Origin of the sequence: Pseudomonas alkylphenolica (assembly GCF_016009175.1) — a bacterium.
GTDB lineage: Bacteria > Pseudomonadota > Gammaproteobacteria > Pseudomonadales > Pseudomonadaceae > Aquipseudomonas > Aquipseudomonas alkylphenolica_B.
Genome location: NZ_JADUCM010000025.1, coordinates 39,764 through 52,843, shown reverse-complemented (window position 1 = coordinate 52,843; position 13,080 = coordinate 39,764). Strand labels below are relative to the sequence as shown.

General features: G+C 58.4%; 12 protein-coding genes and 2 tRNA genes. 13 read left to right on the top strand and 1 reads right to left on the bottom strand.

The annotated features are described in order from the left end of the window. Positions 1-20: 20 nt before the first annotated feature. Positions 21-329, bottom strand: coding sequence for a ribosome assembly RNA-binding protein YhbY (gene yhbY, locus I5S59_RS19380; RefSeq protein ID WP_038606752.1), 309 nt, complete (start codon positions 327-329; stop codon positions 21-23). A gap of 101 nt (positions 330-430) precedes the next feature. Here yhbY and rlmE point away from each other — a divergent pair, with 101 nt between their 5' ends. The 13 genes from rlmE to truB all read left to right on the top strand — a co-directional run bounded on the left by rlmE (position 431) and on the right by truB (position 12,993). Further along, the gene (gene rlmE / locus I5S59_RS19375) at positions 431-1,054 is read left to right on the top strand and encodes a 23S rRNA (uridine(2552)-2'-O)-methyltransferase RlmE (protein WP_128323015.1); all 624 of its coding nucleotides are present in this window, start codon (positions 431-433) and stop codon (positions 1,052-1,054) included. Between the two features lie 212 nt (positions 1,055-1,266). Then, entirely contained in the window at positions 1,267-3,174 is a 1,908-nt protein-coding gene (ftsH, locus tag I5S59_RS19370; protein ID WP_197878059.1) for an ATP-dependent zinc metalloprotease FtsH, read from the top strand. 8 nt (positions 3,175-3,182) lie between these two features. Continuing rightward, a complete protein-coding gene (gene folP / locus I5S59_RS19365; RefSeq protein WP_197878058.1) occupies positions 3,183-4,034 on the top strand; it encodes a dihydropteroate synthase in 852 nt (283 codons plus the stop codon). Positions 4,035-4,050: 16 nt separating this feature from the next. Then, a complete protein-coding gene (glmM, locus tag I5S59_RS19360; protein WP_197878057.1) occupies positions 4,051-5,391 on the top strand; it encodes a phosphoglucosamine mutase in 1,341 nt (446 codons plus the stop codon). Between the two features lie 66 nt (positions 5,392-5,457). Further along, positions 5,458-6,213 carry a triose-phosphate isomerase gene (gene tpiA, locus I5S59_RS19355; RefSeq protein WP_197878056.1) on the top strand — a complete coding sequence of 252 codons (756 nt, stop codon included), beginning with the start codon at positions 5,458-5,460 and terminating at the stop codon, positions 6,211-6,213. A gap of 3 nt (positions 6,214-6,216) precedes the next feature. Further along, positions 6,217-6,603 (top strand): preprotein translocase subunit SecG, encoded by a 387-nt coding sequence (secG, locus tag I5S59_RS19350; RefSeq protein ID WP_197878055.1) that lies wholly within the window; start codon positions 6,217-6,219, stop codon positions 6,601-6,603. Positions 6,604-6,622: 19 nt separating this feature from the next. Then, positions 6,623-6,708, top strand: a tRNA-Leu gene (locus I5S59_RS19345). A gap of 97 nt (positions 6,709-6,805) precedes the next feature. Then, positions 6,806-6,882: transfer RNA gene (locus I5S59_RS19340), tRNA-Met, on the top strand. A 129-nt stretch (positions 6,883-7,011) separates the two neighbouring features. Continuing rightward, the gene (rimP, locus tag I5S59_RS19335) at positions 7,012-7,470 is read left to right on the top strand and encodes a ribosome maturation factor RimP (protein WP_197878080.1); all 459 of its coding nucleotides are present in this window, start codon (positions 7,012-7,014) and stop codon (positions 7,468-7,470) included. Positions 7,471-7,529: 59 nt separating this feature from the next. Beyond that, on the top strand, positions 7,530-9,011 hold the full coding sequence (gene nusA / locus I5S59_RS19330; RefSeq protein ID WP_197878054.1) for a transcription termination factor NusA: 1,482 nt from the start codon (positions 7,530-7,532) through the stop codon (positions 9,009-9,011). A 27-nt stretch (positions 9,012-9,038) separates the two neighbouring features. Next, on the top strand, positions 9,039-11,552 hold the full coding sequence (infB, locus tag I5S59_RS19325; RefSeq protein ID WP_197878053.1) for a translation initiation factor IF-2: 2,514 nt from the start codon (positions 9,039-9,041) through the stop codon (positions 11,550-11,552). Positions 11,553-11,673: 121 nt separating this feature from the next. Then, on the top strand, positions 11,674-12,072 hold the full coding sequence (rbfA, locus tag I5S59_RS19320; RefSeq protein WP_197878052.1) for a 30S ribosome-binding factor RbfA: 399 nt from the start codon (positions 11,674-11,676) through the stop codon (positions 12,070-12,072). A gap of 3 nt (positions 12,073-12,075) precedes the next feature. Beyond that, positions 12,076-12,993, top strand: coding sequence for a tRNA pseudouridine(55) synthase TruB (gene truB / locus I5S59_RS19315; RefSeq protein ID WP_197878051.1), 918 nt, complete (start codon positions 12,076-12,078; stop codon positions 12,991-12,993). Positions 12,994-13,080: the final 87 nt, after the last annotated feature.

Genomic DNA, 13,080 nt, shown 5'->3' with positions numbered 1-13,080 from the left:
GCCACTGACCGGAACGAACATCACTTGTAACGATGGATGTTCGACAGCTGCTTGTTCGGCTGTGGGTTGCGGCGGTAGATCAGTGCTTTTTTCCCAATGGTCTGCACCAGTTCGGCGCGACCGGCCTTGCACAGTGCGGCGATTGCGGCGGCACGTTCTTCCCGATCTTCCGAGCGAATCTCGACCTTGATCAGTTCATGATCGGCCAGAGCGCGTTCGAGTTCAGCGATAACGCCCTCAGTCAGCCCATTGCCTGCCACAATCAGAACTGGTTTCAGATCGTGGCCAATGGATTTGTACTGTTTCTTCTGCTCGTTATTGAGCGGCATAATCTGACCCTTGTGTCTGATTCTGTAAAAATGGCGGCCATTTTACCCGAGGGCCCGTGGATCCGCCCAGTTAATCACGACCCTAATCATCGAGGTGCCCAGTGGCGCGTTCCAAGACAAGCCTTGGCTGGCTGAAAGAACACTTCAACGATCCTTACGTCAAAAAGGCGCAAAAGGACGGTTATCGCTCGCGTGCGAGCTACAAATTGCTGGAAATCCAGGAGAAGTACCGGATCATCCGTCCTGGTATGAGCGTAGTCGACCTGGGTGCGGCACCGGGTGGCTGGTCGCAGGTGACCAGTCGTCTGATCGGTGGCCAGGGTCGCCTGATTGCCTCCGACATCCTCGAAATGGACAGCATTCCGGACGTAACCTTCGTTCAGGGCGACTTCACCCAGGACGAAGTGCTGGAGCAGATCCTTGCTGCGGTCGGTAATTCGCATGTAGACCTTGTGATTTCCGATATGGCCCCCAATATGAGTGGTACGCCTGCCGTGGATATCCCCAAGGCCATGTTCCTGTGCGAACTGGCCCTCGATCTGGCGACCCGGGTGCTCAAGCCGGGTGGTGATTTCCTGATCAAGATTTTTCAGGGCGAAGGGTTTGACGTATACCTGAAGGACGCTCGTCAGAAATTCGACAAGGTCCAGATGCTCAAGCCGGATTCCTCGCGGGATCGTTCCCGCGAGCAGTACTTGCTGGCACGGGGTTATCGCGGCGAGTAAGGCTTCAAGCCGGTGGCTTTCGGGGCATCCGATAGTTTTTTCCAATCGGATGTCCTGCCTGACTTGGATGAACATCGTGTAGTCTAGGTTTCACAAAGGGTTACAGACGGCGCCTGCAGATGTGTGGGTTATGTAGTAAGTTAGGCCGGTGAATATCATGCGAGGCACGGCTGCGCCGTCAGCCGGCTTCAGAGGGTAGCTAATTGAACGATATGGCAAAGAACTTGATCCTGTGGTTGATCATCGCCGCTGTCCTGGTGACGGTGATGAACAACTTCTCCAGCCCGAATGAGCCGCAGACCCTCAACTATTCCGACTTCATTCAGCAGGTCAAGGATGGCAAGGTCGAGCGCGTAGCGGTCGATGGCTATGTCATCACCGGCAAGCGTACTGATGGCGACAGCTTCAAGACCATCCGTCCGGCCATTCAGGACAACGGCCTGATCGGCGATCTGGTCGACAACCACGTTGTGGTCGAAGGCAAGCAGCCTGAGCAGCAGTCCATCTGGACCCAGTTGCTGGTGGCCAGCTTCCCGATCCTCGTCATCATTGCCGTGTTCATGTTCTTCATGCGCCAGATGCAAGGCGGTGCCGGAGGCAAGGGCGGGCCGATGAGTTTCGGCAAGAGCAAGGCGCGCCTGCTGTCCGAAGACCAGGTTAAAACCACCCTTGCCGATGTCGCCGGTTGCGACGAAGCGAAGGAAGAAGTCGGCGAGCTCGTCGAGTTCCTGCGCGACCCGGGCAAGTTCCAGCGCCTGGGTGGCCGTATTCCGCGCGGTGTACTGATGGTGGGTCCACCGGGTACCGGTAAGACCCTGCTGGCCAAGGCCATTGCCGGCGAAGCAAAAGTACCGTTTTTCACCATCTCTGGTTCCGACTTCGTCGAAATGTTCGTCGGTGTGGGTGCCAGCCGTGTTCGTGACATGTTCGAACAGGCCAAGAAGCATGCCCCGTGCATCATCTTTATCGACGAGATCGATGCCGTTGGTCGCCATCGTGGCGCCGGCATGGGCGGTGGTCACGATGAGCGTGAGCAGACCCTCAACCAGCTGCTGGTAGAGATGGACGGCTTCGAAATGAATGACGGCATCATCGTCATCGCCGCGACCAACCGTCCGGACGTACTCGACCCGGCGCTGCTGCGTCCCGGCCGTTTCGACCGTCAGGTTGTCGTTGGCCTGCCAGACATCCGTGGTCGTGAGCAGATCCTCAAAGTGCACATGCGTAAAGTGCCGATTGGCGAGAACGTCAATCCTGCCGTTATTGCCCGTGGTACTCCTGGTTTCTCCGGTGCTGACCTCGCCAACCTGGTCAACGAAGCTTCGTTGTTTGCTGCGCGTGGCGGCAAGCGCGTGGTTGAAATGAAAGAGTTCGAACTGGCCAAAGACAAGATCATGATGGGTGCCGAGCGCAAGACCATGGTCATGTCGGAAAAAGAGAAGCAGAACACCGCTTATCACGAGGCTGGTCACGCCATTGTCGGACGCGTCGTGCCTGAGCATGACCCGGTCTACAAGGTGTCGATCATCCCGCGTGGCCGCGCCTTGGGCGTGACCATGTTCCTGCCTGAAGAGGATCGCTACAGCCTTTCCAAGCGCGCACTGATCAGTCAGATCTGCTCGCTGTACGGCGGTCGTATTGCCGAGGAAATGACCCTGGGCTTTGATGGCGTGACGACCGGTGCGTCCAACGACATCATGCGTGCCAGCCAGATTGCGCGGAACATGGTTACCAAGTGGGGCCTGTCCGAGAAACTTGGGCCGCTGATGTATGCCGAGGAAGAGGGTGAGGTGTTCCTGGGTCGCAGTGCAGGCTCGCAGCACGCCAGTGTTTCAGGTGAGACCGCCAAGCTGATCGACTCCGAGGTGCGCAGCATCATCGACCAGTGCTACGCGACCGCCAAGCAGATCCTTACCGACAACCGCGACAAGCTTGATGCAATGGCCGACGCGCTGATGAAGTACGAAACCATTGATGCCGATCAGATCGACGACATCATGGCAGGTCGCACACCGCGTGAGCCGCGCGACTGGGAAGGTGGATCAGGCGCTTCGGGCACTCCTGCGCAGCAGGGTGATCGTCCGGAATCGCCGATTGGCGGCCCAGCGGCGCAACTCTAAGGGTTTATATGACCTCACAGCAGTACCCAACCCGGTTGCCTTGCGGCAACCGGGTTCTTGATTTGTCCCGTACCCATGTCATGGGTATCCTCAATGTCACCCCCGACTCCTTCTCTGATGGCGGTCGCTTCAATCAGCGTGATGCAGCGTTGCGTCATGCCGAAGCGATGGTTGCGGCAGGCGCTACGCTGATTGATATCGGCGGCGAGTCAACGCGGCCCGGTGCCCGAGCGGTTTCAGCACTTGAAGAGCTGGAGCGCGTTGCGCCGATGGTCGAGGTGATCAATCGCGAACTGGATGTGGTGATCTCGGTTGATACATCGACGCCAGCGGTTATCCGTGAGGCGGCGCGCCTGGGTGCCGGCTTGATCAATGATGTGCGTTCGCTCAGTCGCGATGGTGCTCTGGATGCGGCGGCGGCCACGGGGCTGCCGGTGTGCCTGATGCACATGCGCGGTGAGCCGGGTGACATGCAGGACAATCCGCATTACGACGATGTCACCGCTGAAGTGGCGAGCTATCTTGAGCAGCGAATGGCTGCCTGTGCTGCTGTGGGCATCGATGCCGGGAGGATCATCCTTGATCCGGGGTTCGGCTTTGCCAAAACGCTTGCGCACAACCTCAGCCTGTTCAAGCACATGGAGTCCCTCTACCGCCTAGGGCGTCCACTGTTGGTGGGTGTTTCGCGCAAAAGCATGATCGGGCAGACCCTGGATCGTCCTGTCGAGCAGCGGCTCTTTGGCAGCCTGGCACTGGCTGCATTGGCGATGACCAAGGGCGCGAGTATTCTGCGCGTTCACGATGTCGCTGAAACTGCCGATATCGTGCGAATGATTGAGGCGGTTCAAACCGCCGAGTAAGTGTGAAGGAGCGTCTATGAGCAGAAAATACTTTGGTACCGACGGCATTCGTGGCCGTGTCGGCGAATATCCAATCACACCGGATTTTATGCTCAAGCTCGGTTGGGCTGCGGGCATGGCGTTCCGCAAAATGGGCGCTTGTCGGGTGTTGGTGGGTAAGGACACTCGTATCTCTGGCTACATGTTCGAATCTGCCCTGGAGGCCGGGTTGTCCGCCGCAGGTGCTGATGTGATGCTGCTCGGGCCGATGCCGACCCCTGCAATCGCCTACCTGACGCGCACCTTCCATGCCGAGGCGGGCATTGTCATCAGTGCTTCGCATAACCCGCACGACGACAACGGCATCAAGTTCTTCTCCGGTCAGGGCACCAAGCTGCCTGACGAAGTGGAGTTGATGATCGAAGAATTGCTCGATCAGCCGATGACCGTGGTTGAGTCAAGCAAGCTTGGCAAGGTATCGCGGATCAACGACGCAGCCGGGCGCTATATCGAATTTTGTAAAAGCAGCGTGCCGACCAGCACTGATTTTGCCGGCCTGAAGCTGGTGATCGATTGCGCGCACGGCGCCACGTACAAAGTGGCTCCAAGCGTTTTTCGTGAGCTTGGCGCCGAGGTAACGGTACTGTCGGCTCAGCCTGATGGCCTGAACATCAATGAAAGCTGTGGTTCGACTCACATCGAATCGTTGCAGGCTGCCGTTCTCGTGGGTCATGCCCACCTGGGTATCGCTTTCGATGGCGATGGCGACCGGGTGCTGATGGTTGATCACACCGGGGCGATCGTCGATGGTGACGAGTTGTTGTTCATCATCGCTCGTGACCTCAAGGAGCGCGGCAAGCTGCAAGGTGGTGTCGTCGGTACGCTGATGAGCAACCTGGGGCTGGAACTGGCCCTGAAGGACCTCGATATCCCCTTCGTGCGTGCCAAGGTCGGTGACCGTTATGTGATGGCCGAGTTGCTGGAGCGCGACTGGGTGATCGGTGGTGAGAACTCCGGGCATGTCGTGTGCTGTAACCACACTACAACCGGCGATGCGATCATTGCCGCCCTGCAGGTGCTGTTGGCGCTCAAGCGTCGTGGCGAGACTCTGGCGCAGGCGCGTCAGGCGCTGCGCAAGTGCCCGCAGGTGCTGATCAATGTGCGCTTTGGCGCTAGCAAGGTTGACCCGCTGGAGCACCCGGCAGTGAAAGAGGCCAGTGCGCGTGTGACCGAGGAAATGGCCGGGCGTGGTCGCGTGTTGTTGCGCAAGTCCGGAACAGAGCCATTGGTGCGTGTCATGGTCGAAGGCGACGACGAAAATCAGGTTCGTGCGCATGCCGAAGCACTGGCAAAACTGGTAAGTGAAGTTTGCGTTTGAAATACGCTTGCCAGCCGTGATCGGGTTGGGTAACATCTGCGCCCACTTTGACCGACGAGGTACAGCATGCGTCGCCCTATGGTAGCTGGTAACTGGAAGATGCACGGTACCCGCGCCAGCGTCGCTGAGCTGATCAAGGGCTTGAGCAATCAAGTCCTGCCGAGCGGTGTTGAGGTCGCGGTGTTTCCACCCGCGCTGTACATCAATCAAGTGATTGATGGGCTGCACGGGAAGTCGATTACCGTCGGCGCTCAGAATTCTGCGGTAGAGCCTGAGCAAGGCGCACTGACCGGTGAAATTGCACCGAGTCAGCTGGTCGAGGCAGGTTGCGGGCTGGTACTGATTGGGCACTCGGAGCGCCGCCAGATCATTGGCGAGAGTGACGAAGTCCTCAATCGCAAGTTCGCTGCGGCACAGGCTTGCGGTTTGAAGCCGGTGCTCTGTGTAGGGGAAACCCTCGAAGAGCGCGAAGCGGGTAAAACGCTTGAGATTGTCGGGCGTCAGCTGGGCAGCATCATCGAAGCTTTCGGTGTTGACGCCTTCACCAATGCGGTGATTGCCTATGAGCCTGTTTGGGCCATCGGTACCGGTCTGACGGCCACGCCACAGCAAGCGCAGGATGTGCATGCAGCCATCCGCGCACAGCTGGCGGCAGAGAATGCCGAAGTCGCGAAAAATGTGCGGCTTCTATACGGCGGCAGCGTGAAGGCGGCCAATGCGGCTGAACTGTTCGGCATGCCGGATATCGATGGGGGCCTGATTGGTGGGGCATCCCTGAACGCAGACGAATTCGGTGCAATTTGTCGCGCCGCAGGAAACTGAAAAATGCTGGAAACAGTGATCGTTGTGTTTCATCTGTTGGGCGCACTGGGTTTGGTAGTGCTGGTGTTGCTGCAACAGGGTAAAGGTGCGGAAGCGGGTGCATCTTTCGGCGCAGGTGCTTCAAATACTGTGTTCGGAAGCCAAGGTTCTGCTACCTTTCTGAGTAAGTTTACTGCTATACTAGCTGCCTCTTTCTTCTTAACTGCTCTTGGGTTAGGATACTTTGCTAAAGAGAAAGCTCATCAGCTGACTCAGGTAGGGTTGCCAGATCCAGCGGTACTCGAAGTGAAGCAGCAAAAGCCGGCAACAGATGATGTACCGGTGCTCCAGGAGCAGAAGAGCGAAGCCACTAACACTGGCGATGTTCCTCCCGCTCAAGAGCAGAAGTAACGGGTTTCAAAGTAGTATTGCCGAGGTGGTGGAATTGGTAGACACGCAACCTTGAGGTGGTTGTGCCCATAGGGTGTAGGGGTTCGAGTCCCCTTCTCGGTACCAATTGAAACAAGAAAGCCCGCTACAGCGGGCTTTCTTGTAGGTGGAGGTTAGATTGACCCTAACAGGGTTCGGTCGTATACTTTCGCCCCAGCTTTGTCGCGGGGTGGAGCAGTCTGGTAGCTCGTCGGGCTCATAACCCGAAGGTCGTTGGTTCAAATCCAGCCCCCGCAACCAGTATCAGCGGAGCCCCTTTTGCAGGGGCTTTTTCTTGGCTGAACAGTCATAGCGCCGGTATTCAACGGCGTATCAGGGATGGGCGCTTTGCCCATTTTTTATTTGCATAGCATGCACGAGGGGGTTCAGGTGTCGAGCAAGCTAGAACAGTTGCAGGCCTTGTTGGCCCCGGTGGTCGAGGCTCTTGGCTATCAATGCTGGGGGATCGAATTCATCTCTCAAGGCAAACATTCGGTCCTGCGTATCTATATCGATAAAGAGGAAGGCATTCTGGTTGATGACTGCGCGATTGTCAGTCGTCAGATCAGCGGTGTTCTCGATGTCGAAGATCCGATCAGTTCCGAGTACACCCTTGAAGTGTCCTCTCCTGGCATGGAACGCCCGCTGTTCACTTTGGAACAGTACGCTTCGCATGCCGGCGAACAAGTGAAGATCAAGCTGCGTACGCCCTTTGAAGGTCGTCGTAACTTTCAGGGCCTTCTCCGTGGCGTGGAGGAGCAGGATGTGGTTGTTCAGGTGGACAATCAAGAGTTCCTGTTGCCGATCGATTCGATCGACAAGGCCAACATTATTCCCAGTTTTGACTGAGACGTGCCGGGTCCCGCGGACCGCGCGGATCCAATGGCTTGCGAAAGGCGAGGCGTACGATGAGCAAAGAAGTACTGCTGGTTGTTGAGTCGGTATCCAACGAAAAAGGCGTACCGGCCAGCGTAATTTTTGAAGCGCTGGAAGTGGCTCTGGCCACTGCAACCAAAAAACGTTTTGACGACGAAGTCGACCTGCGTGTGGAAATCAACCGCCACACCGGTAGCTACGAGACTTTCCGTCGCTGGACAGTCGTCGAGGAAAAGGATCTGGATGATCCGGCAATCGAAGTATGGCCGGCCAAAATCCAGGAGTCCCATCCTGAAGCCAAAGTCGGCGACGTGATCGAAGAGAAAATCGAATCGATCGAGTTCGGCCGCATTGCTGCCCAGACCGCCAAGCAAGTCATCGTCCAGAAGGTTCGTGAAGCCGAGCGCGCTCAAGTGGTAGATGCTTATCGCGAGCGTCTGGGCGAGATCATCTCCGGCACCGTCAAGAAGGTCACTCGTGACAATGTCATCGTTGACCTGGGCAACAACGCCGAAGCGCTGCTGGCCCGTGAAGACATCATCTCGCGCGAGACTTTCCGTGTCGGTGTGCGCCTGCGCGCCCTGCTCAAGGAAATCCGCACCGAGAACCGTGGTCCTCAACTGATTCTGTCGCGTACCGCGCCACAGATGCTGATCGAGTTGTTCCGCATCGAAGTGCCGGAAATCGCCGAGGGCCTGATCGAAGTTATGGCCGCGTCCCGTGATCCGGGCTCGCGTGCCAAAATCGCCGTACGCTCCAAGGACAAGCGCATTGACCCGCAAGGTGCCTGTATCGGCATGCGCGGCTCGCGTGTTCAGGCAGTGTCCGGTGAACTGGGCGGCGAACGTGTGGACATCGTCCTGTGGGACGACAATCCGGCACAGTTCGTCATCAACGCAATGTCGCCGGCTGAAGTCGCGGCGATCATCGTCGATGAAGATGCCCATGCCATGGACATCGCAGTGGGTGCAGACAACCTGGCCCAGGCGATCGGCCGTGGTGGCCAGAACGTGCGTCTTGCCAGCCAGTTGACCGGCTGGACCCTGAACGTGATGACCGAATCGGACATCCAGGCCAAGCAGCAAGCTGAAACCGGTGACATCCTGCGCAACTTCATCGACGAGCTGGAAGTCGACGAAGAGCTGGCACAGGTGCTGGTCGATGAAGGCTTCACCAGCCTGGAAGAGATTGCCTACGTACCGTTGGAAGAAATGCTCAACATCGACGGCTTTGACGAAGACATCGTCAATGAGCTTCGTGCTCGCGCCAAGGATCGTTTGTTGACCAAGGCCATCGCTACTGAGGAAAAGCTGGCAGACGCCCATCCGGCCGAAGACCTGCTCTCGCTTGAGGGTATGGACAAGGATTTGGCGATGGAACTGGCGGTGCGCGGCGTAGTTACCCGCGAAGACCTGGCCGAGCAGTCGATTGATGACCTGCTCGACATCGACGGCATCGACGAAGAGCGTGCCGGCAAGTTGATCATGGCCGCCCGAGCCCACTGGTTCGAGTAATTAGGCGCGGCCTGAGGAGAGAAGTGCATGACGCAAGTCACGGTGAAAGAATTGGCCCAAGAGGTCGCTGCACCGGTAGAGCGCCTGCTGCAGCAGATGCGTGAGGCAGGTCTGCCGCACACCGACGCCGGTCAGGTAGTGACCGACAGTGAGAAGCAGGCTCTGCTGACTCATCTGAAAAGCAGCCACAAGGCGAAGGTGGAAGAGCCGCGCAAGATTACCTTGCAGCGCAAGACCACCAGCACCCTGCGTGTTGCCGGTAGCAAGAGCATCAGCGTAGAAGTACGCAAGAAGAAAGTATTCGTTCAGCGCAGCCCGGAAGAGATCCAGGCCGAGCAGAAGCGCGAGCTGGAAGAGCGCCGGGCCGTCGAGAACGCAGCCCGCGAGAAAGCCGAAGCTGAAGCGCGTCAGCGTGCCGAAGAAGAAGCGCGTCGCCAGCCAGCGGGTGCTGCCCCGGCTGCTGCGCCTGTCGCCGCAGCCCCGGCTGCTCCGGCGCCAGCTCCGGTAATCGAGGCTGCTGATGCAGCGCCGGCACCGGTTGCAGAGCGCAAGAAAGACGATGTGCGTCGCAACGACAAGTCGCGTGACGACGATCGTCGCGGTGGCGAGCGCCGCAACGAAGCGCCGCGCGTTTCGGTCAAGGTCAAGGAAAAGGAAAAGGCGCCAACCCCGCGTGCCGCTCCGCGTACCACCGACGAAGAAAGCGATGGCTTCCGTCGTGGTGGCCGTGGCAAGGGCAAGCCGAAGAAGCGCAATGCCCACGGTTTCCAGAGCCCTACCGGCCCGGTTATCCGCGACGTGCAAATCGGCGAGACCATCACCGTTTCCGATCTGGCCAACCAGATGTCGGTGAAAGGCGCTGAAGTCGTCAAGTTCATGTTCAAGCTGGGCACTCCGGTGACCATCAACCAGGTGCTCGATCAGGAGACCGCTCAACTGGTCGCCGAAGAGCTGGGCCACAAGGTCACGCTGATCAGTGATACCGCCCTGGAAGATTCCCTGGCCGAATCGCTGAAATTCGAAGGCGAGACCGAGACCCGTGCGCCGGTCGTGACCGTAATGGGCCACGTTGACCACGGTAAAACCTCGCTGCTCGACTACATCCGTCGTGCCAAGGTAGCTGCTGGCGAAGCCGGTGGCATCACCCAGCACATTGGTGCTTACCACGTGGAAACCGACCGCGGTATGGTCACCTTCCTCGATACCCCGGGTCACGCCGCGTTTACCGCCATGCGTGCCCGTGGTGCCAAGGCTACCGACATCGTGATCCTCGTGGTTGCGGCGGACGACGGCGTAATGCCGCAAACCAAGGAAGCGGTCCAGCATGCCAAGGCTGCCGGCGTTCCACTGGTTGTAGCCGTGAACAAAATCGACAAGCCAGGTGCAGATCTCGATCGCATCCGTAACGAACTGGCTGTCGAAGGCGTAACGTCCGAGGAATGGGGTGGTGACACGCCGTTCGTCAAGGTCTCCGCCAAGATGGGTACCGGTGTCGACGAACTGCTTGAAGCCGTTCTGTTGCAAGCCGAGATCCTCGAGCTCAAGGCCACTCCATCGGCCCCGGGTCGTGGTGTTGTCGTTGAGTCGCGTCTGGACAAGGGCCGTGGCCCGGTGGCTACCGTGCTGGTTCAGGACGGTACCCTGCGTCAGGGCGACATGGTTCTGTGCGGTTCGAACTACGGCCGTGTACGGGCCATGCTCGACGAAAACGGCAAGCCGGTTAAAGAAGCCGGTCCTGCGATCCCGGTCGAGATTCTCGGTCTGGACGGTACGCCGGATGCCGGTGACGAGCTGTCGGTAGTTGCGGACGAGAAGAAAGCCCGCGAAGTTGCCCTGTTCCGTCAAGGCAAGTTCCGCGAAGTCAAACTCGCTCGTGCCCACGCTGGCAAGCTCGAGAACATCTTCGAGAACATGGGCCAGGAAGAGAAGAAGACCCTCAACATCGTGCTCAAGTCCGATGTACGTGGTTCTCTCGAGGCCCTGCAGGGCTCCCTGAGCGGTCTGGGCAACGACGAAGTACAGGTACGCGTGATTGGTGGCGGTGTCGGTGGTATCACCGAAAGCGACGCCAACCTGGCCCTGGCTTCCAATGCAGTACTGTTCGGCTTCAACGTGCGTGCCGATGCCGGCGCGCGCAAGATCGTCGAGCAGGAAGGTCTGGATATGCGTTACTACAACGTAATCTACGACATCATTGAAGACGTCAAGAAAGCCCTGACCGGTATGCTCGGCAGCGATGTTCGCGAGAACATCCTGGGTATCGCCGAAGTGCGTGACGTGTTCCGTTCGCCAAAGTTCGGCGCTATCGCCGGCTGTATGGTCACCGAGGGTGTGGTTTACCGCAACCGTCCGATCCGCGTACTGCGCGAGGACGTGGTGATCTTCGAAGGCGAACTGGAATCGCTGCGTCGCTTCAAAGACGATGCTTCGGAAGTCCGTGCCGGCATGGAATGCGGTATCGGCGTGAAGAGCTACAACGACGTCAAAGTCGGCGACAAGATCGAAGTCTTCGAGAAAGTCCAAGTGGCTCGTACGCTCTAAGTATCGAGCATGGGAGGCGCGAAACGCCCGTCGCAAGGCGGTCGTCAGCGGCTCTGAACGCAACGCCCGGTCAGGCTCAAGCCTGGTCGGGCGTTTGCCGCTTTAGTTACAGGTAGCAAAAATGGCAAAAGAATATAGCCGTACCCAACGCATTGGCGATCAGATGCAGCGCGAGCTGGCTCAACTGATTCGTCGCGAAGTCAAAGATCCACGTGTGGGTCTTGTGACCATCACCGCCGTCGACGTCAGCCGCGATGTTGGCCACGCCAAGGTGTACATCACCGTGATGGGCCAGGACAGCGCTGAAGACATCAAGCAAAGCCTCAAAGTGCTCAATGCTGCTGCAGGCTTCCTGCGTATGCAGCTGGGCAAGGAAATGAAACTGCGCAGCGTGCCGCAATTGCATTTCCATTACGACGAAAGCGTGACGCGCGGTGCCCATCTGTCGGCGCTGATCGAGCGTGCTGTTGCCGAAGACAGTCAGCACCAGGCCGCCGATACCCCGGACACCAAGGAGTAAGCGGTGGCCCAGGTCAAACGTATTCGCCGTAACGTCAGCGGTATCATCCTGCTCGACAAGCCGTTGGGGTTCACCTCCAACGCTGCCCTGCAGAAGGTCCGCTGGCTGCTCAATGCCGAGAAGGCCGGCCACACCGGCAGTCTCGACCCGCTGGCCAGTGGCGTGTTGCCGTTGTGCTTCGGTGAGGCCACCAAGTTTTCCCAGTACCTGCTCGACTCCGACAAGGGTTACGAGACGGTGATGCAGTTGGGGCAGACCACCACTACGGGTGATGCTGAAGGCGAGGTGCTCAAAACTCGGGACGTGACCGTTGGTCGCGCCGATGTTGAAGCAGTACTGCCACAATTTCGTGGTGAAATCAGTCAGATACCTCCGATGTACTCGGCGCTCAAGCGTGACGGCCAGCCGTTGTACAAGCTTGCCCGTGCAGGGGAAGTAGTGGAGCGTGAAGCGCGTTCTGTTACTATTAACCGCTTGGAGCTGCTTGAGTGCGACGGCACTCGGGTTCGATTGTCGGTTGGTTGCAGCAAAGGCACCTACATCCGCACCCTGGTCGAGGATATCGGCGAAGTGTTGGGCTGTGGGGCTTATGTTGCCGAATTGCGTCGTACGCATGCCGGCCCGTTCGAACTGGCCCAGACCGTGACCCTCGAAGAGCTCGAAGCGGTCCACGCCGAAGGTGGCAACGAAGCAGTCGATCGCTTCCTGATGCCGTCGGACAGCGGTCTGCAAGACTGGCCACTGCTGCAGTTCTCCGAGCACAGCGCGTTCTACTGGTTGCATGGCCAACCGGTGAGAGCCCCCGAGGCGCCGAAATTCGGTATGGTCCGGGTACAAGATCACAACGGTCGCTTCATTGGTATCGGTGAAGTGAGTGAAGACGGGCGTATTGCGCCACGTCGCTTGATTCGGTCGGAGTGATCGAAACCTTCAGTTTCAGGCTTCGGCCTGGCACTGGCGGTAAAGAGGATGGCTGTTAATAGGCATGGTCATGCCTCACTTTATGAA

Excerpts from the sequence above, each read along its gene's own strand:
- yhbY (WP_038606752.1), bottom strand. The coding sequence starts at position 329 with ATGCCGCTCAATAACGAGCAGAAGAAACAGTACAAATCCATTGGCCAC.
- ftsH (WP_197878059.1), top strand. The coding sequence starts at position 1,267 with ATGGCAAAGAACTTGATCCTGTGGTTGATCATCGCCGCTGTCCTGGTG.
- folP (WP_197878058.1), top strand. The coding sequence starts at position 3,183 with ATGACCTCACAGCAGTACCCAACCCGGTTGCCTTGCGGCAACCGGGTT.
- glmM (WP_197878057.1), top strand. The coding sequence starts at position 4,051 with ATGAGCAGAAAATACTTTGGTACCGACGGCATTCGTGGCCGTGTCGGC.
- tpiA (WP_197878056.1), top strand. The coding sequence starts at position 5,458 with ATGCGTCGCCCTATGGTAGCTGGTAACTGGAAGATGCACGGTACCCGC.
- secG (WP_197878055.1), top strand. The coding sequence starts at position 6,217 with ATGCTGGAAACAGTGATCGTTGTGTTTCATCTGTTGGGCGCACTGGGT.
- nusA (WP_197878054.1), top strand. The coding sequence starts at position 7,530 with ATGAGCAAAGAAGTACTGCTGGTTGTTGAGTCGGTATCCAACGAAAAA.
- infB (WP_197878053.1), top strand. The coding sequence starts at position 9,039 with ATGACGCAAGTCACGGTGAAAGAATTGGCCCAAGAGGTCGCTGCACCG.
- rbfA (WP_197878052.1), top strand. The coding sequence starts at position 11,674 with ATGGCAAAAGAATATAGCCGTACCCAACGCATTGGCGATCAGATGCAG.